At 48.3% G+C, this 21,792-nt stretch carries 17 protein-coding genes; 8 read left to right on the plus strand and 9 right to left on the minus strand.

Annotated elements, in window-relative coordinates; genetic code table 11:
* Positions 1-29: 29 nt before the first annotated feature.
* Positions 30-674, minus strand: a complete 645-nt coding sequence (locus Q8M98_11450; GenBank protein MDP3115365.1) for a glycerol-3-phosphate acyltransferase — start codon at positions 672-674, stop codon at positions 30-32.
* A complete protein-coding gene (locus Q8M98_11455) occupies positions 671-1,381 on the minus strand; it encodes a YggS family pyridoxal phosphate-dependent enzyme (GenBank protein ID MDP3115366.1) in 711 nt (236 codons plus the stop codon). Before Q8M98_11455 ends, Q8M98_11450 begins: the two co-directional genes overlap by 4 nt.
* Positions 1,382-1,900: 519 nt before the next feature.
* On the opposite strand from Q8M98_11455, the gene Q8M98_11460 reads away from it, so the two are divergent.
* The 8 genes from Q8M98_11460 (at position 1,901) to Q8M98_11495 (ending at position 9,835) form a co-directional block, all read left to right on the plus strand.
* Entirely contained in the window at positions 1,901-2,506 is a 606-nt protein-coding gene (locus Q8M98_11460) for a hypothetical protein (GenBank protein MDP3115367.1), read from the plus strand.
* Between the two features lie 22 nt (positions 2,507-2,528).
* Positions 2,529-2,753 (plus strand): hypothetical protein, encoded by a 225-nt coding sequence (locus Q8M98_11465; protein ID MDP3115368.1) that lies wholly within the window; start codon positions 2,529-2,531, stop codon positions 2,751-2,753.
* A 27-nt stretch (positions 2,754-2,780) separates the two neighbouring features.
* Entirely contained in the window at positions 2,781-4,286 is a 1,506-nt protein-coding gene (locus tag Q8M98_11470; GenBank protein ID MDP3115369.1) for a hypothetical protein, read from the plus strand.
* A gap of 187 nt (positions 4,287-4,473) precedes the next feature.
* Entirely contained in the window at positions 4,474-4,764 is a 291-nt protein-coding gene (locus Q8M98_11475) for a FlgD immunoglobulin-like domain containing protein (GenBank protein ID MDP3115370.1), read from the plus strand.
* Positions 4,765-4,886: 122 nt separating this feature from the next.
* The gene (locus tag Q8M98_11480) at positions 4,887-7,184 is read left to right on the plus strand and encodes a M14 family zinc carboxypeptidase (GenBank protein ID MDP3115371.1); all 2,298 of its coding nucleotides are present in this window, start codon (positions 4,887-4,889) and stop codon (positions 7,182-7,184) included.
* 80 nt (positions 7,185-7,264) lie between these two features.
* Positions 7,265-7,522, plus strand: coding sequence for a hypothetical protein (locus Q8M98_11485; GenBank protein ID MDP3115372.1), 258 nt, complete (start codon positions 7,265-7,267; stop codon positions 7,520-7,522).
* A gap of 88 nt (positions 7,523-7,610) precedes the next feature.
* A complete protein-coding gene (locus Q8M98_11490; GenBank protein ID MDP3115373.1) occupies positions 7,611-9,098 on the plus strand; it encodes a protein phosphatase 2C domain-containing protein in 1,488 nt (495 codons plus the stop codon).
* 62 nt (positions 9,099-9,160) lie between these two features.
* Positions 9,161-9,835 (plus strand): SprT family zinc-dependent metalloprotease, encoded by a 675-nt coding sequence (locus tag Q8M98_11495; GenBank protein MDP3115374.1) that lies wholly within the window; start codon positions 9,161-9,163, stop codon positions 9,833-9,835.
* A 202-nt stretch (positions 9,836-10,037) separates the two neighbouring features.
* On the opposite strand, the gene Q8M98_11500 is transcribed toward Q8M98_11495, so the two are convergent.
* The 7 genes from Q8M98_11500 to Q8M98_11530 all read right to left on the minus strand — a co-directional run bounded on the left by Q8M98_11500 (position 10,038) and on the right by Q8M98_11530 (position 21,591).
* Positions 10,038-11,042 (minus strand): D-glucuronyl C5-epimerase family protein, encoded by a 1,005-nt coding sequence (locus Q8M98_11500; protein ID MDP3115375.1) that lies wholly within the window; start codon positions 11,040-11,042, stop codon positions 10,038-10,040.
* Entirely contained in the window at positions 11,039-12,310 is a 1,272-nt protein-coding gene (locus tag Q8M98_11505; GenBank protein ID MDP3115376.1) for an ABC transporter permease, read from the minus strand. Before Q8M98_11505 ends, Q8M98_11500 begins: the two co-directional genes overlap by 4 nt.
* Positions 12,311-12,317: 7 nt before the next feature.
* Positions 12,318-14,537, minus strand: coding sequence for a type I DNA topoisomerase (topA, locus tag Q8M98_11510; GenBank protein MDP3115377.1), 2,220 nt, complete (start codon positions 14,535-14,537; stop codon positions 12,318-12,320).
* Positions 14,538-14,790: 253 nt separating this feature from the next.
* The gene (gene secA / locus Q8M98_11515; protein MDP3115378.1) at positions 14,791-17,958 is read right to left on the minus strand and encodes a preprotein translocase subunit SecA; all 3,168 of its coding nucleotides are present in this window, start codon (positions 17,956-17,958) and stop codon (positions 14,791-14,793) included.
* Between the two features lie 525 nt (positions 17,959-18,483).
* Positions 18,484-19,755, minus strand: coding sequence for a DNA methyltransferase (locus Q8M98_11520; GenBank protein MDP3115379.1), 1,272 nt, complete (start codon positions 19,753-19,755; stop codon positions 18,484-18,486).
* The gene (locus Q8M98_11525; protein MDP3115380.1) at positions 19,752-20,723 is read right to left on the minus strand and encodes a hypothetical protein; all 972 of its coding nucleotides are present in this window, start codon (positions 20,721-20,723) and stop codon (positions 19,752-19,754) included. The genes Q8M98_11520 and Q8M98_11525 overlap by 4 nt, the downstream gene beginning before the upstream one ends.
* Complete coding sequence (locus Q8M98_11530; GenBank protein ID MDP3115381.1) at positions 20,716-21,591, minus strand: hypothetical protein; 876 nt, start codon at positions 21,589-21,591, stop codon at positions 20,716-20,718. Before Q8M98_11530 ends, Q8M98_11525 begins: the two co-directional genes overlap by 8 nt.
* Positions 21,592-21,792: the final 201 nt, after the last annotated feature.

Here is a 21,792-nt window from a genome sequence, read left to right on the forward strand (position 1 = left end):
AAGCGCGATTATTGGAGTGTAAAAAGGGATCAGATCTCGCCCAGTTTCTTGGACACGATAAAGTTTAGAATGCCCATCAGCAAAGAGATCCCGAGCAGGATGGTGACAAAGTGCGGAGGCAACTCCCTGCGAAACCAGGGGATGAATGAAAAGAAGACCTGAGTGAGGATCACCGGCAGGATCACTATCAGGTATTGCGCAAAGCGTATCTGCTTATAGATCAGCACGATCAGCCAGGCGAGAACGACCGTGACCAGCATCGGCAAAAAAGCGAAATATGCCACAAAACCGATATATGTGAAGATCCCCCGTCCGCCACGATAACCGTGAGTGATCGGCAGAGTGTGCCCCACCAACATCGCCAAGCCATAGATCAGCATAAAGTTCGCGCTATAGAGCAGATCCAATCCCTCGAGGGTCATCATCGGCTCGCAAAATCTCAAAACGCTCTCCACCACAGCCAGATAGAGCATTGCTTTGACCACGTCTAACGCGCCCACTAACACTCCCATCGGTTTTGAAACATTGCAATAGATGTTTTCTGTGTCTGCAAAACCGGTGCCGATCTTGAAGATATTGAGGGAGCGTGCCGATTTTGCCACGATCCTTGCGGTTGAAAAACAACCGTACATATAGGATAGCAGCGCGATCAAGAGCGCGAGGAGATAGATCACCGTCTGCCTCCGCGATCCCTTTCTCCAAATAGGATCGAGCCCAGGCGCAGCAGGTTCGAACCCTCTTCCAGGGCGATCAGATAATCATCGCTCATGCCCATGGAGAGATACTTCATCTCCACGTTGGGGATATTCTCACTTTTGAAGTGTTCAAAGAGTTCCCGGAGCATGCGAAAATAGGGTCTCGTCTCTTCCGGATCAGGATCGTTGATGCCGATGGTCATCAAGCCCTTAATGCGCAAAAATGGGAATTCCGCGATCTGCAATACGGTCTCGCGGGCGTTTTCAAAACTGACTCCGCTTTTGCTCTCTTCCGCGGTGGTATTCACCTGCACGAGAATGTCCTGAATCATGTCCCGGCGTTGAAGCGCCTCATTGAGTTTTTCCGCGATTTCCACGGAATCGATTGAGTGGATCAGAAAGGGTTTGAGCGCGATCAACTGATTGATCTTGTTGGATTGCAGGTGTCCCACAAAGTGAAAGCCGGCATAGGTTTGACGCAGATTCGGTATCTTGCGTACGGCTTCCTGAACCTTGTTTTCGCCGATGTGAGCGATGCCGTTTTTGAGGGCTTGGTTGATCGTCTCCACCGGATGAGTCTTGGTGATCGCCACCAGGATGATCTCATCGGGACTTTTGCCAAGCTCTTTCAGTTTGGCGGCAAGCTCGGTCTTCACTCTGTCTATGCTTTCCCAGATACGGGCCATTTATTCTCCTTTTTCGCATGTTTAAAGTCTTATCTCAGGGACTTTTTGTGTTCGCAGCCACCACTCGGCGGGCGCGTCTATGCAAAGGCAATCACACCATTTTTGCACATCTAATCCATCTTTCCACAAGGCACAGACTGTCAAGAATAATCTCGAAACGCGGACGGGAAAACTGGCCAACGGATAAACCTGCAATGATTTAGTTTGTGGTTTGGAACGGCTTTCCTTCTTTTCCGGATAATTCGATCAAAAATAGACTGAATGCAGGCGGGAAGCATCTTCGGCATACATATCAACATGCAATTTCGGCAAATATGACTACGCATGTTTCTCACCTGATAACATTACTTAAGGTATTTATCGGACGAATTTGTGCGGGAGTTTTGTCTATAGTTGTTCTTGAAGCTTGAGGCTTGAGCTGTCTTTGGGAGCGTCTTTGTGCGGATTTTCTCTTTCCGCAGCATCGGCTATCTATATTTTTGTGAATAAAAAGCTATCCTACAATAATGGAGGCGGTGCATGACCAAGCTGATAAAAATAGCGCTGTTGCTCTGGATCGCAGGCGCTGCCCTGAACGCGGAGCTTGCCTGGCAGGCACCGGTTGTCATCCAGCAGTTGGATAACATCGATTTTCGCGAACAAGGAGTTGCCTGTGCAAACGGCAACACCCTTCTGCTATGGATGCAGGTGATAGAAGGTGAATCCAAGGTCTGCCTCCGTCTCTACGATCAGCAGATGCAGGCGTTGTGGCCCCAACCTCTGATGTTTGATGGTCGTTCCAGTTTCTGGAATTTTGTGACCGAGACCAGTGACGGGGCGTTCATCCTGATAGGCATGCGCAGCAACGGGGTCCATGCCTGGAAGATAGGTGCCGACGGCTCGCATCTGTGGAATCCGCTGGGGATTCAGATACATTCAAACTCCGGCTCAAACACCCCAGTCTTTCCTGAAATTGCTCAAGATATGTCAGGCGGAGCGTATTTTTGCTGGTGGAATCAGACTTACGATAGCAGCCGGCTTCAGCATGTCAATGCCTCTGGCGTAGTATCCCTTCCACTGACTGGGATGCCGCTGGATAGCAGTATTGGTAATGTGCACGCGAAAATGCTTGTACTGGCCGGATAACAGCGTTATTGTCGCTTACAGGATGCCGAATCAGCTCAGGATGAAACGCTTTACGTCTTCCGGAACCATGGTCTGGCCCCAACCGATAACTGTGTCCGGCGCATTTTACCCGCATCCCATGATCTGTGAGTTTACCGATGATAGTTTTGCATTGTCCTGGTGGGATAATGAGGGCTTGAATATCCAGCGCTACAATCATGCCGGAACTGCGCTCTGGAGCCAGCCTACACAGATATTTGCCGATTAGCCGAGTGGTTGGAGCGACAGAACCCATGTGTTTTCGGGTTCGGATGGTTCAGTATTCATCGCTGCTTCGATATGGAACTCGCCCTACCGTATCCAGAAAGTAAACAACGCTGGTCAGCTTCTTTTCGGCACAGGTTTGGAAATTGACGGTAACAGCACCCAATTCCTGCCGGATAACGCGGGGGGGTGCTACATCGGAAGTGTTTACAGGGATGTCTTTCTTGCACACATTAACAGCGCAGGTATGCACAATTGGCAGATCACCGGACTGCCGATCTGCACGGAAGGCAGTTCCCAGCAATACCTCTGGGGAAAATTCTATGACAATAAAGTCCTGCTGGTTTGGATGGATAACCGCTCTTTGGTCAGCGGAATATATGCCCAGGTGATCGAAACGGACGGGGACATGGTTTTTCAGGAGAACGGTCTGCCGCTGCAAAACGGACTGAATTGGGAGATCCAAGGTGCCCAGACCAAGAAGATGAGCGATAAAACCGTGGTTGTCTGGATGCAACGGGATCAATACAATGGAAACTACCGCATCAAGATGCAGATGATCCATGCCAACGGACTGCCCCAGTTCCCCCAAGGTGGCATCGATTTGACAAGAAACTGCCTCAACCAAAACACACTTGCTCTGCCGGAAATCTTCGTCACGACCAATGATGAGGTCTTTGTTTCCTGGTGGGATTCAAGCATCCCCGGTGATACCGTGTTCAAAACCCAATTATTTAGCACGACTGGAGATCCACTCTGGGGTGCCGGCGGTCTGACCATTTCTTCTTTGGGTGAAGATTCCCAGGTTTCCCTTATTAACGATAGTTTTTACATCGTCTTTAGCAAAACCATGCCCAATAATACTATCAGGATCTGGGGACAGAAGATCACGAACGGATCCCTTGCCTGGCCTGACGGGGGAATCCAGTTGGTTGCCGACCATCCCGAGTATCCAGATGCTTCACAGACATACTTGAGATCGCACAAGGATTATCTGGTCTGGAACCTGGAAAACTCCCCCAGAGAAGTTTTTGCACTGCGCTTTACTTCCGAAGGCACGCCCGCGCAGGGATTCGCGCCCTGGGGAAAGCAGATATCACAGCGTCAGGACAATTACTCCATCGGTACCCGGAACACTGGACTGATCAATGACAAGCTGTATTGCGGCTGGTATGAATCTTACCATGTCGGCGAAGGAAATTACAATGTGGTTTATATCCAGCAGGTAGTTTCACCCGATGGGGCGCTCCTAATCAACTCTCCCGGTTTGACCCTGGCAACCATGGGCATAAATATTGGTTTTACGACAGACGGGGTTTTGAATGGCTGGCATTATGGCCATCTTTACGATCTATATAAATACTCCAGCGCGGGTGAATTGTTGTCCTTTCAACAATTATCCCTGACGGCTGCCGGGCAAAACGTGACAACCCGTTTTTTGACGGGATTTGAAGATGGCAACATGGTGCTGCTGGCAAGAATTGGCTCAAGCGTTCTGGGCAATGATAGGTACTATTTTATCAACCCGGAGGGATAAATGATCCAGCCAGCGCAAAACGGACTGTTTGCTCCACCCTTTGGCGCTTTGAATGTAATTTCCGTTTCCTCAGATCCAAATTGCATAAATGTCATGGGGGGGGGCTTCTTCTCTCCCCTACCAGAATATAAACTCGCTCATACTGCAGAAGATACTTCCCGCCGGGAGTTCTGCTCCGGAAGACGAATTGATCCCCTCACCCGGGCTCGAACTATGGCAGAATGCACCCAATCCCTTTGCGTCGATCACAAAATTCGTCTGTGAGGCGAAGGAAAGCACGGAAGCCGAAATCGCCGTTTACAACATCAGGGGGCAGAAAGTCCGCAAGATCCATTCAGGGATACTGGAACGCGGGAGCACGGAATTCAGTTGGGACGGCTTTGATGATAACAAACGTTTCGTGGCTAACGAAATATACCTGATCCGCGCCCATAACGGTAAGAGTTCCAGACTGATCAAAGTATTGAAGTTGCGCTGAATATCTTGTCCCTATGCCGTGAATCCTTTACCGGCAACTTAGCACGGCATTCTTTTATCCCGCTGGTGCAAAAATTGCATGTTGTATGATGAATTTCTTTTTTGTAACCGATGGAGATATTGATGAAAAGACTAATATTGACGATCTTAATGCTGGCAGTGACGGCACTTGCGCTTTTCGCGGAACTGCCCACCTGCTATTATAACTACGCTCAGATATCGCAGATGCTGGATAATTATCAGTCCCAGCATCCAGATATTGCCAGAAAGCACCTGATCGGCTTTTCTCAACAAGACAATGTCCCGATCTATGCCATGCAGATATCGGACAACGTGATGCAGCAGGAGGAGGAACCCGCTCTGCTGTTTGTGGGTCAAGTCCATGCCGAGGAAGTGCTCGGAGTTCAGATTGTGATGAGCAACATCCATCAGATTCTCAACCAGCGCTATCAAACCCCTTTTTCCCAGTGGATCGCCCAGTTGGACATGTGGTTCGTTCCCACACTCAATCCAGAGGGGCACAACGTCGTCACGGCTAATCTGGATACCTCCTACCGCAAAAACAAACGTGACAACAACAACAACGGTATATTTGACTATAGCCCGCTGGTGGGATATGATATCGATGGAGTGGATTTGAACCGCAACATGGACTTTAACTGGGTTCATGGCGACTCTCTGATGCAGGGCGGCGGACTCGAAGTTTGGGACTATTATCGCGGACCGGCAGCGGAAAGCGAAAGCGAATTGCAGGCGATCAAAGCACTCAGCGATCAGAAGAAATTTGTCTATTCCATAGCGTGGCACTCCTCCCGCACGGGAAACTTTTCAGAAAAGGTATATTATTCCTTCAACTGGAAAGAAATCCGCCCTAGCCCGGATATCGTTTTCTTTGCGTCGATCGCCAATGGCACCGGTGCTCAGATCATCAAGGAAGCAGGCGGAGCCAGCTATGAAGTCTCTCCCAATCTCAGCCGCAAAGGCGCTTTTCATGACTGGATGTATCAGCGATATGGCACTGTCCAGCTTTTGATCGAAGCCGGCACTCGCAACCTGCAGCCGGATTCACTCCTGATGGTCAATACCGTCGATCGCTGCAAACTGGGCGTCTGGTGGATGCTAAACCGCTCCCTTCCATTCTCCTCAAGCGTTCCTTCTAGTTCGATGCTCACCGGAAACATCCGCGACGCGGTCACAAACCAGCCCCTCGAAGCCCAGATCATCATCGAGGAACACAACGCTCCCTGGTTTCATCCCCGCACTTCTCATCCCGTAACCGGAAGATATTGGAGACCGCTAACCACCGGACTATACACGATCCGGGCAAGAAAAACGGGCTATTATGACAACGTCATCAACAGCGCCATGGTCAACAACGGTTCCTGGACGGTCCGCAATATCCTGATGCAGCCAAAACCGGCTTCTCAGCTCATCGGAACTGTGCGCAGCAGTGGAACTCCGCTCAACGGCAAGATCATCATTTATGGAATCGAGACGGATACCGTCAATTTCAACGGCAATTTCGTTCACAACAGCTTTGTGGGAACATACCCCATCGAAATCAGCGCGGAGGGATACTTCCCCTATATTGGAACGGTCGAACTCACACCCGGACAGAATCAACACCAGTTTGAGCTCAGTCCGGCACAGATTCTTTTTAGCGAAAACTGGGAAGAGGGCACGTCAAACTGGCAGATTCAAGGTCCCTGGCTGCGTCAAAACGAGCTTTCCGTCTCGGGATTTGCCATCACCGATAGTTGGGGCGGCAGAGGGCTCTATGAGATGAATTGTGACGTCTGGATTCAAACCGCTTCGCCAGTTTTTATCGCCACGACAAATAACGTGCTGCTCAGTTTTGAATCCCATCTCTACACAGAATGGGTTCACGACCCCGTCCTCGTCCAAGTTTCCACCAACGGCGTGGATTGGCAGACGCTTTGGACAAAGTCCGGACGCCACGACGTCTTCAAAACGGAATATGTCCCCCTCAGCGATTTTGCCGGACAGAGCGTCTGGATCAGATTCCGGCTCACCGATCAATCCAACCATGTGGAACTCACCGATCCGGGCTGGACGATAGACAATATCCGGATCATTTCCGGTTTTTCCTCTCCAAACGAGGACAATCTCAATCCCGCGTTGCCGCTCAGCGCACTCTATCCCAATTTTCCCAATCCTTTCAACCCGGAAACCACGATCAAATATAGCCTCGCGGCACAAACACCGGTGAGTCTCGAGATCTTCAACATTCGCGGTCAGAAAGTGCGCAGCCTGGTCAATTCCACCATGCGGGCTGGCAATCATTCCATCGTCTGGAATGGTCGCGATGATCTTGGCTCCTCAGTCTCCAGCGGTGTCTATCTCTATCGCATGCGCGCCGGGGATTATGACAAAACCATCAAAATGATGCTGATGAAATAAAGCTTGATCTTGAGATGCCCAGTGAAAAGGGTTTCTCGCAGGTTTCATGCGGAAAATCTGGAACTAACCCCATTGATAGTATGAAAAGCGGTAAAATCGTCGATATTGAGTGTCGGTGCGGTTTTCGGCTCTTCCGCTATTTCAAGGCGGGCAAGGGCAGGATTATCAAATGTATGATTCCAAGAATCACCGAGGATTTCGTTGGTCTAAAAGGCACTCAAACATATTCCAAACCTTTGTGTCCCGCCTGCAAAAAAGAGCTGGGAATCATCATGATGATTCACGGCGAACCCGCGCTGAAACTGAATCAGGGCAGCATCAAGAGCATCAGGATATAAAAAAGTGCTTGACATATATCCAAGCCTGAGCACTCATGCAAAGAGAAAGTATTTCCGCAATTAACGAAATCAAAGCTATGGAGATAATATGGCGAAAATAACTGCACATATCAGCGTGGGCGCGCTGTCCGACATCGGTCTCAATCCCGCCCGCACAAAGAACGAAGATTATTATGGACGTTTCGATGGAGACTATGGCACTCTTTTTATAGTGTGCGACGGCATGGGCGGGCACGAAGGCGGAGAGATCGCTTCCCGCATTGCGGTGGAATCCATCAAGAGCTATTTTGACGATTACTTTGTTCCCACGGAAGAGATCCCCATCATCGTTCAAAGCATCGATCATGCGCATCAAAACATCCTGGCGACCGCCTCTCGTGATATCGCCATGCTGGATATGGGATCCACCCTCGTGCTGCTGCTTATCAAAGGTAGTCAATTCTGGTATGCCCACAGCGGCGACAGCAGGATCTATATGCGCAGAGGCGATTCCATCAACCGTCTCACCAAAGACCACTCCGAGGTTCAGGGCTTGGTGGATACCGGCGTCATCAGTCCTGAGCAGGCAAAGGAACATCCCCGCCGAAACGTGATCAGCAAGGCTTTGGGACACACAAACTATACTCCGGACGTCTCAGGACCCCACGTTCTCTATCAGGACGACGTCTTTTTGCTCTGCACGGACGGACTCACTGAATACGTTGCGGATGAGGAAATCATGGAGTATATGAGCGAGGATCCGCAGATTTCTTGTCAGATATTGATCGAACTCGCCAAACAACGCGGTGGCGCGGACAACATCACAGCTCAGATGATCCGTGTGGTCCACGGTGCCGTTGAAGGCGGAATGAGCGTCGCACCGAAAAAAGCCTCGGTCAACTTCAAAAAATATGGCATCAGCGCGTTCTTTGCATTGACCGCTATCTTCATCCTCTGGCAGATCGGCAAAGCAATCGTGGACCGCGGCGCAAGGGATAAAAAACCGGAAATCGTTGTTTCCGGTGATCGCGTGATCCCTGAAGTCATCTCTCCGAAAGAAAAGAAAAATGAACAGCCCAAGGCAGAGAAACAACCGGCTCCGACCACCCAACCCGTCAGCGTTGCCGGACTCGAAGCCCAATTGGAAAAAGAACTCAGCGTGGTTCCCGCAGGGGCTGCATACACCGAATTTCTGGCAAAACTCAATCAGGCAAATCCTAGTGCCGGACTGCCCACGCAGCTCAAGTTTATCCGCGAACCCAAGGAAAAGCGCAGCATCTTCGTCGTGCCCGGCAAGACCATCTATATCGCGTTTCGCCATCTGGCAAACGTCGAGAAAGTGCCGGGAGACCAATTCTTTGCCTTGATCAGCATCGCCGCGGCGATTGGAATAAGCTATTCCGGCGGATTGCAGGATTATGATCAGCTCTATTTTGCCGGCGCGACCGGAGCCATCCCGGATAATGTCTATGGCAAGGCGACTGAGCTGTATATCAAGACTACCGGAGCGGACAAATTCCGCTTCGCAAGAAACATTTCCACCTTGAAACCTCGCTTGAAACAGGCGAATCTCGCCCTGCACTACGTAGCGCAATAACTACCTTGCTTTGTGTCATAGATATCATTTTGACAGGCAAAACAGTCTGACAGAGTATTGTTTTGCAGGAATTCAATGGTATTCCAATCCGGATTCTGCGCTCCCGGCGCAAGACCACAACGGTCTATTTCAAAAGGGAAGGAATCCTTGAAGTGCGCACTCCATTAGGCGTTAGCGACGCAGCGATCGAAGCTTTCCTGCACAAAAAAAGCGCCGTCATCCTCAGGAAATATCAGCTTTTTCAAGAGCGCCTTTCCCTCAAAAAAGACTATTCCGACGGCGAGAAGATACTCCTTTTGGGAGAGGAGATCGAAATACGTTTTGTCGATGAGGTTGCTTTTGTCTGGCGTCAGACCGATATGCTGCTCGTCAACCGCAGCTATGAATCCAAAATCACTGACGTGCTCAAACATTGGTATCACGCCAAAGCTGAATATCACATCCTGAACCGAGCCAGGGAGTTGGCAAAACTCCACGGCTACAAACCCGGCAAGCTCCGAATCTCCAAAAACAAACGCCTCTGGGGATGCTGCACTCACAAAAACTGGCTCTCCTTCGATTACAAACTCGTGATGGCGCCTCCGATCGTTATCGATTATGTCATCCTTCACGAACTGGCGCACATCGATCATAAAAACCACTCCAAAGAGTTCTGGGACTTGGTGGAATCTCTGATGCCGGAATATCGAAATCACCTTGCCTGGCTGAAAAAGAATGACAAACACATGAGTATCTGAGAGCGATCTGACCTCAAACCCGAACCCTCTATAGCAAAACTCTTTTCACCATCTCCTTGCCAATCTTTACCATTTAAAAATGTATATGCTCGCCCTACAGTTAGTTAGATAATTCATGGTCACTACACGTGTTGGGGTTTGGGGATCTTTCTTTTGATCGAATTGATACTTTGAATCGCCAGGGATGTGAATAAGCTGGACTCTATAGAGCCAATGTAAACGGGACAATTCTGAGAGAGGCTTTTGGCTTAACACTAAAGCCCAGCCACATAATCAACAAAGGCAAGAGCAGGCTGATCCAGAAAACCATAATTCGCCGCGGACGAGGATTGAAAACGAGCTGAACCAAGACTGGATACTGATCCCGGCTTTGCCAGCGCTTTTGGTAATACTCCAGTTTCGGATGCGGCTTAACTGCTGCAAGCTCCAACAATTGGCGAATATGTTTCTGATGGTAATTCCTGCCCGCCTTCTGCTTTCTGATACCATAATAGCTGAAACCGTGATAGTCAAACTTGTCCAGATTCGATACCAAAGACTCGAAGCCTCTGTCAAACAGTTCCTTAGCCTCTATATTCCCACTTTGTTTGTAATAGAAATCCAATTCCAGTAAAACGCTCATCATCCCATTCAGCACGTATGGATCTACACTTGAAGGATATTCCATGAACCAGAGACCGCCATCTTCCATCTTCAGAACCAGATGCGATTCCGGTTTTATGGTGTTGAGCGCCTTGGCGGCAAGCTCCATCCACTTTCCCCCCGGTTCAATCTGATGGCGTCTAACAAACACAGTGAGAACGACTGATTGAGCCAGTCCCGATTGCCATGGCGCTTTGAGATTATAACCAGGCAGATCGAATCTGTAGGGCAACCAGAGAGTGGAATCCCCGATCTCCGCATTATCCACCAACCAATCGCTCAGCTTGAGGAAACGCTTAATGTTGCGGGGCTCATTGTCAAAATCCTTTTTTGCCTGCACTGCGATAAACAGCGGATTGTATTGTATGCCATAGGCACGATAGGACTGCACAGGGATGCCGTCGTAATCGAATAACTGAATCTGATTCAGTGGTTTGCCGGTTAGTAGGGCGCTGTATTTTTCGCCCATGGAAATGATCCATCCCTCGCCATATTGCCAGAGCACTGCGTGTAAAATGATGATGACAAGAGCGCTGAAAAGCTTATATCGTTTAATTGTGTTCACTCCATGTAATAAATCGCTTTGATCGGATCTATTCTTGCCGCTTTGATGGCAGGATAGATACCGGAGATTACTCCAACGAGGAAGGAGAAAGAGAGCCCCACCGCCACGCCCTGGATGGGCAAAAAGAGCGGAAAATCGATCGCTTGGGAGATGATGATCAGGATCAGCCAGGCACTGAAGATACCCAAAATAGCGCCGATCATCGCCAGGGTGACTGCTTCGAAGATAAAATAGAAGAAGATGTCGCTCTCGGTGGCGCCGATGCTTTTGCGCACTCCAATCTCCGTCATGCGCTCTTGGATCGAAATCAGAAGCGTGCTGAAAAGCCCGATTCCGCCTACGATCAAAGAGATGGAAGCGATGGCAAAGAGGGTGATATTCCATTTTTTCATCACCGAATCCATTTCCGCAGTGACGGTGAGCAGCACGTCACCGATATCCATAAAGCTGAAATTGGGAAACATATTGTGCCGCGAAAGCAGGAGCTGCCGCGCCTGGGTCTTCATCCTGCGAAATTGCGCCTCGTTTTCCCCCTGCATATAGATCATGTGCAAGCCTTTATTTGTGCCGAAATGATGCACGCCATAGCGGAGCGGGACAAAGACGGATTGCAGATCCTGACTGCGGTCGGAGGAATTGAAATTCATCCCACCGCCGGAATTGAGCTCGTCGTCGGCAAGCACACCAACTACGGAAAAGCGGTATTTACCCAACGAAATGGTCTTCCCCACCGGATTCTCATCGCCATATTGCTCTTTGGCAAAGATGGAACCCAGCACCGCCACGGGGAGAAGATTGTCGTTTTCATAAGAGTTATAGTATCGCCCAAGGAGGATGGGATAGGATTTGTTGACAAAGAAATCGGCATCCGTGGCACGCAGACGAACATATTTGTCCTGATTGCCGAGCCGGATCAGCACGTTGTTTTCGATCATGCCATACATGCTTTTGTGGGGGATGTTTTCTCTCAAGGCGAGCAGGTCATCATAATTTATCATCTGCACGCTTTGATTGGCGCGCCGGATCGCTCTGCTCAAGCCGCGAGGACCGCTCACCCTACTCACTCGGTCGGCGGTGATAACGATCGAATAGTTCCAGCCCATGCCCTCCATGTTGTTCTTGACCAATGCTTTGAGGGCATAGACGCTGGAAAACATGCTCACCACGGCAAGCACTCCGATCACGATGCCCGTGAGGGTCAACAGTGAGCGCAATTTATGGCTCAAAATGCTCTGCACGGCGCTGCGCAGCGCATCCGCGAAATGCATTAGGGTTTTACTCCATTTGGGTTTTGCATTTGGGGCATTCTTTGTATTCCCCTCTGTCCTTGTGATATTTCTCATAGATAAACTCGTTGCCGCAGGTCGGACATGGGATCGGCAGCGGTTTGTCGTTCGTGATCCACTTGCATTCCGGATAGCGGGTGCAGGAATAGAAGGTTCTGCCTTTCTTGTTCTTGCGCTGCACCACTTCGCCGGTTTTGCATTCAGGACAGGCGATTCCAGTGGTTTTGGGCTTGGCAAACTTGCATTTGGGATAGGCACTGCAGGCGATGAACGCACCATATTTTCCGGTACGTTCCATCAATAGGCTGCCGCATTGGGGACATTTCTCCTCCAAAATCTGCGGTTCGAGGATCTTGACGTTGCCATCTTTATCCCGGGTGAAACTCTTGCTGTTCTTGCACTTGGGAAATTTGTTGCATGCCAGGAACTCTCCGCCTTTGGAGCGCTTGATCATCATTTTACCCTCTTTGCAGACCTCGCAGAGGATGCCGCTATCCTGCTCAAAGGAGCCCTTGTCTTTCTTCAGATCGATTTCTCCAATCAGCTTTTGAAGCTGGTCATAATAGGTCTTGACGAGTTCGTGCCAGACGATGCGGCTGAGCTCTACCTCATCCAGCTTGTCCTCCATTTGCGCAGTGAATTTGACGTTGAAGATGCTGTCGAAACGCTCCACCAGAAAGCGGTTGACGTCGTTGCCGAGGTCGGTGGGAACAAATGATTTCTTTTCCATGCCCACGTATTTGCGGACGCGGATGGTGCTGATGATGGAAGCATAGGTGGAGGGCCTGCCGATTCCTTTGGCTTCCAGCTCTTTGATTAAAGAGGCTTCCGTGAAGCGCGACGGCGGTAAAGTGAAGTGCTGGGAAGAAACGATATCCGAATGCTCGAGCGCGTCCGTTTTCCGGTAATCGGGATGGATCTGCTCGCCCAGAGGGATATTGACGTGGGGATAGGCTTTGAGAAAGCCTTCTTCGAGGATCTGATTGCCACTGGCGGAAAATATCGCCTTGCCGATCTCTATCTGCGCAGCAGAGTTTTGCAGCTTGACCGGTTTCATCTGGGTGGCGACAAAGCGTTGCCAGATCAGGGTATAAAGCCGGAGCTGTTCTCTGGAGAGAAAATTCGCCACGCTTTCGGGAGTGTGGAAAACATCGGTCGGGCGGATCGCTTCGTGGGCGTCCTGAGCGCTGCTTTTGTTCTTATAAACCCGGGTGGAGCAATGCTGCAATTCGACGCCGAAACGGTCTTTGATCAAGTCTTTGCAGCTCGCGATCGCTTCATCCGCGATTCTCAACGAATCCGTTCTCATGTAGGTGATCAGACCGGTGCTTTCTCCGCCGAGTTCGATGCCTTCATAGAGCTGCTGGGCGATGCTCATCGTGCGCAGTGCTTGGAATCCGAGCAGCTTGGATGCCTCCTGCTGCAGGGTGCTGGTGATAAATGGCGGGGGCGGTTCCACGTTTTTTATGGAACGTTTGATTTCGGCAAGCAGAGCTTTCTGGTCTTTGGTCTGCGTGGCGAATTCAAGGGCGGTCTTTTCATCCGTGATCTCGATCTTTTTGCCGTCCCATTTCTCAATCGAAGCCTTGAATGGAGGCAGTCCGTCTTTCCAAAAATCCGCTTCCAGTTTCCAATACTCCTTGGGATCGAAAGCTTTGATCTCCGCTTCGCGCTCGCAGATCAGACGCAAGGCTACGGATTGCACTCTGCCGGCGCTGAGGTCTTTGGCAATCACTTTCCACAAGAGAGGCGATACCTGATAGCCAACGATGCGGTCGAGGATTCTGCGCGCTTGCTGAGCGTCCACCTTGGGCATATCGATCTCGCCGGGATTGGCGATGGATTCGTTGATCGCCTTGGAGGTGATCTCATTGAAGACGATGCGGTGGAGCTGTCTGCCGGCAAGTTCTTTTTCCAAAAGCTGCGAAAGGTGCCAGGCGATGGCTTCTCCCTCGCGATCATGATCGCTGGCGAGATAGACTGCTTCGGCGGCTTTGACCGCTTCGCGGAGTTCGCTGATGACCTTGGCCTTCTTTTTGTCCACTACGTAGTCGGGACGGAAGTCGTGGGCGATATCGACACCCATTTCGTGTTTGGGCAGATCCCGCACGTGCCCCATCGAAGCTTTCACGACGAAACGGTTTTGCAGGAACTTGGCGATGGTGCCGGCTTTTGCCGGAGATTCTACTATGATGAGTGATTTGGGCATGAGCTATCCTTTGTTTGGTGGAAAGGTGAAAGGGTGGAAGGGTGGAAAGGCGAATCCGACGTGGAGCCGGGACTCAGCATGTCCATATCTATTTAATAATTGCGTATATTTAAGACTCTCGCCCATGCGGGGAAAACACACAGCACAAAAAAATCTATCTTTACCAAGCTCAGTTTCGTTAATCAAACAACAGAGGTCAAAGCCGGCGCAGCCACCTTTCCACCTTTTCACCTTTCCACCTTTCCACGTCATATCAATTCCCCACCTCTTCTTTTCCGCAGCATTTCTTATATTTTTTGCCGCTGCCGCAGGGGCAGGGATCGTTTCTGCCGACGCGTTCGGCTACTCTGACGGGGCGCTGTTTTTCTTCGGTGGGTTGATATCCGCCAGAGAATTGGGGCGGAACGCTGACGTTTTGGGTGAGACCCGCTTCGGCTTGTTGTTGAGCGAGGAGAAAGGCGTTGATGTCCTCGTGTTTGAGGTCGGCATTGCGCAGCAGGCTGTCCATTTGCTCTTGGGAGAGGATGTAGGTGGTAAACACTTTTTTGGTGACGGCTTCCTGGATGCGGGTGATCAGGCTCTGGAAGAGATCAAAGCTTTCGCGTTTATATTCGATCAGGGGGTCTTTGTTTGCATAGGCGCGCAGATAGACGCCTTCCTTGAGCAGGTCCATTTCGTGGAGGTGATCCCGCCATTCGTCATCGACCACTTCGAGGAGGGCGCGGCGCTCGATATTGCGGAGGTTTTCATCGCCGAGCTGGCGTTCCTTGTTTTCATAGGCGTTTCGGCATATCTCCAGGAGCGTGTGTTCGAGCATTTCACGGTTGAGGTGGTCGCTTTCCAGATCGCTGACGGAGACTGAGATATTGAGGCTGGTCTTGAACCAATGACAGAGGCGCTCCAGGTTCCAATCCTCGGGATAGCTGTCCGGCGGCAGGTGCAGATTGATGATGGCGATCACGGTTTCCTCGATCATTTCCACGATCTCGTGTTTCATGCTGAAGCCTTTGAGCACACTGCGGCGATAGGAATAGATCACTTCGCGCTGCTGGTTCATCACCTCGTCATATTTGATCAGGTTTTTCCGGATCTCAAAGTTGTGTTCCTCCACCCGCTTTTGAGCGCGTTCCACCGCTTTGGACATCCAAGGATGGCGAATCGCGTCTCCGGGTTTGAGCCCCATCTTCATCATCATCGGCGCCACGCGGTCTGAGCCAAAGAGGCGCATCAGATCGTCCTCAAGGGAAAGGTAGAATCTGGAGGTTCCCGGATCGCCCTGCCGTCCGGCGCGTCCTCGAAGCTGACGGTCGATGCGTCTGCTTTCGTGGCGTTCGCTGCCGATCACATGCAAGCCGTCCAGGGGCAATCCATAGAGAAATTCGTCATTGATTCCGGATGGCAAGCCGCGATATTCCTCGATCGGCTTGGTCACGACGCCGGTGCCGAGCTTGATGTCCGTTCCGCGTCCCGCCATGTTGGTGGCGATGGTCACTGCTCCCGGCTGTCCGGCATAGGTGATGATTTCCGCCTCGCGTTGGTGTTGACGTGCGTTGAGGACGTTGTGGGGGATGTTTTTGCGTTTGAGCAGGCGGGAAAGCACTTCGGAGACTTCCACGCTCACGGTTCCCACCAGGACGGGTTTTTTGCGTTCGTGCCAATAGGAGATTTCGTTGATGATCGCCTGGTATTTTTCATTTTTGGAGAGGTAGATGACGTCCTCGTGGTCGATCCTGGTGACTTCCACGTTGGTGGGAATCGCCATCACGGGGAGCTTATAGATCTCCATGAATTCGGATTCTTCGGTGACGGCGGTTCCGGTCATCCCCGCAAGTTTTTCAAACATGCGGAAATAGTTTTGCAGGGTGATGGTGGCAAAGGTCTGGGATCCGGCTTCGATGGTGACGTTTTCCTTGGCTTCGAGTGCTTGGTGGAGCCCGTCCGAAAATCTGCGTCCTGGCATCTGGCGTCCGGTGAATTCGTCCACGATGATCACCTTGTTGTCGATCACGACGTATTCCTGGTCGTTTTCATAGAGGGTGAAGGCACGCAGGAGTTGGTTGATGTTGTGCAGTTTTTCGCTTTTATCCATGAAGCGGTTTGTCATCAGGGTCTTTTGTTTTTGACGCTCGGTCTCGCCGGCATATTCTTTTTCGTCGATTTCCTGAAGGAGCTCGTCCAGGCTTTGGACGATGAAGAGGTCTTTTTCGTGGCGGGCGAGCATGTCGCGTCCCTTGTCGGCGAGATCGACGCTGTTTTGGCGTTCTTCCACCACATAAAAGAGGTTTTCGTCCAATTCGTGCATCTTTTTGTCGCGCAGGTAGATGCCTTCCATGTCGCTAATCATTTTACGCAGTTCGCCTTCCTGGGAAAGCTTGAGAAAAGCCTTGTTGCGTGGGGTGCCGCGTTTCACCAAAAGGAGTTTTGTGGCGAGGGTTTCGCTATCCGGCTTCGGGCTTGCCATGTTTTCGCGGATCTCGCTCAGGAGTCTTTGCACAAGTGCGTTTTGGGCTTGGACGACCTGCATGATCATCGGGCGCAATTCACTGTAGAAATTTTTGTCCTGCCCGATCGGACCACTGATGATCAGGGGAGTTCTGGCTTCGTCCACGAGGATGCTGTCCACTTCGTCCACGATGGCATAATAGAAATCCCGCTGAACCAATTGGGAGCGGTGAACCGCCATATTGTCGCGCAGGTAGTCAAAGCCAAATTCGCTGTTCATGCCATAGGTGACGTCGCAGAGATATGCTTCCTTGCGCTGTTCGAAGGTCATGCCGGTGGTGATGCAGCCCACTTTCATGCCGTGAAAAGTGAATATCGGACTCATCCATTCGGCATCGCGGCTGGCGAGATAGTCGTTCACGGTCACCAGGTGCGCGCCTCTGCCAACGAGTGCGTTCAGGAAGAGGGGCAGGGTCGCCACCAGGGTCTTTCCCTCGCCGGTCGCCATTTCGGAGATCTTTCCGTCGTGAAGGGTCATTGCTCCGATGAGTTGGACGTCAAAGGGCACCATGTTCCATTCGACTTCGTGTTCACGCACGGGGAAGGAGATTCCCATCATCCGGCGGCAGGTGTCTTTCACGATGGCGAAGACTTCCGGCAGATAGGCGTCCAAGGTGGATTTTGTCAGGGCTTTCAGTTCCTTTCGGGTTTCGTCGATGCGTTTGTCCAGGTGGCTGCGTTCGCTTTCATCGGTTTCTTCGCGATAGTTGGTTTCCAGCTCCTCCTGTCCGGTTATCAGAGGCGCGAGCTTTGCGGATATTTCGTCTCTGATCTGGGCAATGCGTTGGCGCAATTGTTCGTCGTCATATTGGGCAAGTCCATTGAAAACGTCACTGATTTCGTCCACGATGGGGTAATAGCGTTTCAGATCCTGCGATGACTTGTCGCCGAAGAGCTTGCGCAAGAATTTTTCCAACATAAATATATCTATCCTTTGCCGATGCCACGCGCAGCAAGCCCCGCGGACACCATAATATGCATGTTTCTCATAATGGGAACACAGAAAAAATCCCCTGCCGATTGTGTCAATAGATTTGAGGATTTTGGGGTGAGCGGCGGCACATCACCACAAAACCTGGAGAATAAAGATGCCCTCATATATATAGGGGTGACGGTCGATGTATGAGATTTACAACCGACTGAAAAAAAACAAGTAGTGAGCAAAGCAAGATGATAATATTTTACTATATGGGATTTATAATTTACTTATAATCCGTGACCTTTAGCATTCATTATTGCGTCGCCACGGAACGTTTTGTTTTGATCGGTCAGCCTGCTCATGCCCCATTTGTGTTCCTGATGGCATTCCCTGCTCTTTTGTGTTTTACTCGCTTCAGCAGGGTACCTCTTCACGGTGTCTTTTCCTATCAGTACTCATTAGACGACAATAATGTGGATTTGGTGATGCTAATTTGGTTTTGCTTCGATCTTAATTTCATGTTATTTATAGCTTTGGTGAGAATGTCTGCATTACTATCTGAAGTTCAATATCGGAATAAACGACTTTTTCCATAAAAGGTTCTTCGGAAACCACTGAATCTAGACTCACACCGCCTAAACAATGATGGAATTTGCTTAAAGAGTATTTATTCAGCTTCCTTATGCCCAAAAAATCCAATATCTCATTAAGAAAGACGAACTGAATATCAACATGAACGCCATTCAGATGGGTTTGAGTTTCAATTGAATAATTATGAACCTGAGCCGTTAAGTCTTCATTCGACACTACGTAGAATGGGATGCAGGTTGAATCAGGAACATCTACTGAAACTAAATATATATTGGTGTGGATTGAGTCAAATATTCCTTTCCCTAACATATTCAAGCTTTTGAGTTTTCTCAGTTTTAAGTTGCTTTCTCTGAATGACTGTATCTTATGACTATGAGTTTTGAGTAGTTTCTTTCTATTAATCCAATAATGCGCAGCATATTCGTGAATAACTTTTTCACATAGAAATTTATAGCTTAAGTTAATGTCAATGCCATAAGCATCCCTGCCCATTTCGTGAGCAATGGCTAAGACAGACCCAGATCCGGCAAAAGGATCTAGAACCGTGTCGCCAACATTGCTTGCCAAAGTTATTATTCTCTCAATCAGAGGAAAGGGTAACGGGCACAAATGGTGTTTTTTGTACTTTCCCCATCCTCGCATTTGCGTAGTATAAGACCATAGATTCGATGGCGACTTACCTAAATTATTGTATCTTTCAGGATAGTTTATCCACCAATTTTTTAAGTTGTCAACATCTCGTATTTGGTCAATATTGAAAGTCATGCACTCTTTTTTAGAGTAAAATAACACATACTCAAACTGATTCCGAAATTTTCCAACACTGTTCCATGGTAGATTTTTCACCTTATCCCAAATTATTACATCCTTTAAAATCCAAGTCCCAGGTTCATACAATTTCTGCATCTTTGAATTAACGTCGAATGGTAAGGTAATGGTTCTGCCGTCTCTCTTTATGGTGTCCATAATCAGCCATAGAGTAGCATTATCATCGGATAACAAGTAGCAATCCTGTAGAGCAATAACGACATCTTTTAAATAATCTTCATAGTCAATTTGTCCGTATCCAATTTGCTTAGGTGTACCTTCATAATCTAAAACATCATAATAGGGAGGAGATGTAATAATCAAATGTGGCTTAGGGAATTCTCCTGTCAGATAGATGTTCTGAATATTCCGAGTGTCGCCAACAATATAATTAATCAAATCAATCCTTCGTAATACGTGGGTATATATCGGTAGTATTTAACGTATGCTTTCCACTCACTCAACTTTAATTCAACACTAGTCAATGATATTATTTCCTCGGCAGTTACTGTATCAGACCCAGGCGTGTCGTCAGCACGAACACATTTTTCTATTTGTTTTATGATAGAATCAAAGTGTATCTTTTCTTTGTATGTCAGAAGAGGAATGGAAATTTCCTCGATATGCTGACTGCACCTATTTATCAAAACGTGTTTTGTGGCTAAATTTTTCAAACATTTCTCATCGTTTAGAAATATTCCTCCAAGTGTATACATTTTTGCCCCGTCACGGTAGGTGAAAGAGCACAATTTGTAAAATTGGGGTTTTCTCAAAATGCTCGCATCAGCAAATATGTTTAAAACAACATCTTGAACAATGTCTTTTATCTTAAAATCTTTCATGTTTGCTTTAAGTTCAACTGTAAGGTATTTATCATACTTGTCAAATATTCGTTTTTTTTCTGCTTGTGTACCATCAGACCCTTGCGAGGAAATATTTAAGGTCACAAAAACTATATCTTTATCTTTACATCGACGAGCGATTTCTATTGAATCATCTATCAAACAACCTGAGCTAATAAGAGATGTATCATAGTCAAGCCAGATAAGATGGTTCTTGCTTTCCCAATTATATTTTTTAAAGAATTCTGTCGATAACAGAGGTTCGAAAGTTATATAATCATAAGGACAATTGAATTTAAGTCTAGATGTTTGTTTTGAGTCGTCAAGGGATGTTAGTTTTTTTATGCCCAACATTTTATGCATCATTATGAAGTCATAATAGTAGATTGACCCCATGCCTATATAATGATATTTAGAAATTGGTAAGCCGATGTTATGCAGAATGTCAATAATGATCTTCCTCTCGACCTGCTTGTTGGGACGCAGGCAATAGTTAATCCTGGTGAAACTATCTGTCTTATTCATCTATTAGTTCCTCCAATTTGACATAGTAATCAAATACCCTATCACCAACATCCCTATTGGATTTCACACCTAAGCGCTCTTTAACCAAGTCTACGATACCCTTTTCTTTCACAAAACTGATCGTTTCCTGCTCTTTCTTGGTCGGCGTTAGCTTTAAAGAAAAATTTTTGTTTTTCAATGTTTTACTAATAGAAAAACCTTTGATCGTGCTTTGTGATTCCTTATCAATGTCCTCCAATTCGGCCGTTATCTCACTTTCTTTTTGAACTTGTTTTTCGTGTTTATTACTCAAATATTTAATGATCGGGCTAGCGGCAAGCATCATTTCGCCAATAATTTTTACGTAAACTGAATTGTCAGTATTCAAAGCATTTTTCGCAGTGTTCAATGGCAGTGACGATGGATCGTTGGATTCAATGAAGACAAGCCCAACAAATTGATTGTATAGGTTGTGATATTTAGGAAGATACCCTTTGATATCCTTGCCCCTCCACCCCGTAAGAAAAGAAGTGTCATTTGGCAGTATTAATCTTTTGTTGCAAAACAAATTCCACCCGATGAATGCAGCTTTCCCCTGTGTTGCTTTATTAGTGTCAATATAACAAATAACTTTGTAGTCAACATCGTTATACTTACCGACTCTAGCACTTAGACTGTCTTTTGTTGCGTATTTAGGCGTATCTAAATCAGGAGCATCAATTTCAATATTATTAAGATGAATCGTGATATGATCTTTTATAATTAAGCAATATGTTATTCTGATTCTATCGATTAACTTGTCATGGAAAGCCGATGAAACAAGTATCTCGGAGATTTCTTCATTCAGATGATTGATCTGGATTATTGTCCCTTGATCCTCTTCGCCCATTTGTGATTTACTATACGTAAAAGGGATTTTCCAATCATTTTTTTTCTCCCATTTTGCAACATCTAGTAGAGCGTCCCATAATTAACGTTCTATAATTGAACTTCATTCATTTTATACTTCCATCTAAACACGACCGGTGTTTTATTGATTTCATCCAACCCTTGGTAGATGCGTTCGACCAGTTCTTGCTTTGATCCAACT

This window comes from Candidatus Cloacimonadaceae bacterium, assembly GCA_030693415.1.
Classification (GTDB): domain Bacteria; phylum Cloacimonadota; class Cloacimonadia; order Cloacimonadales; family Cloacimonadaceae; genus JAUYAR01.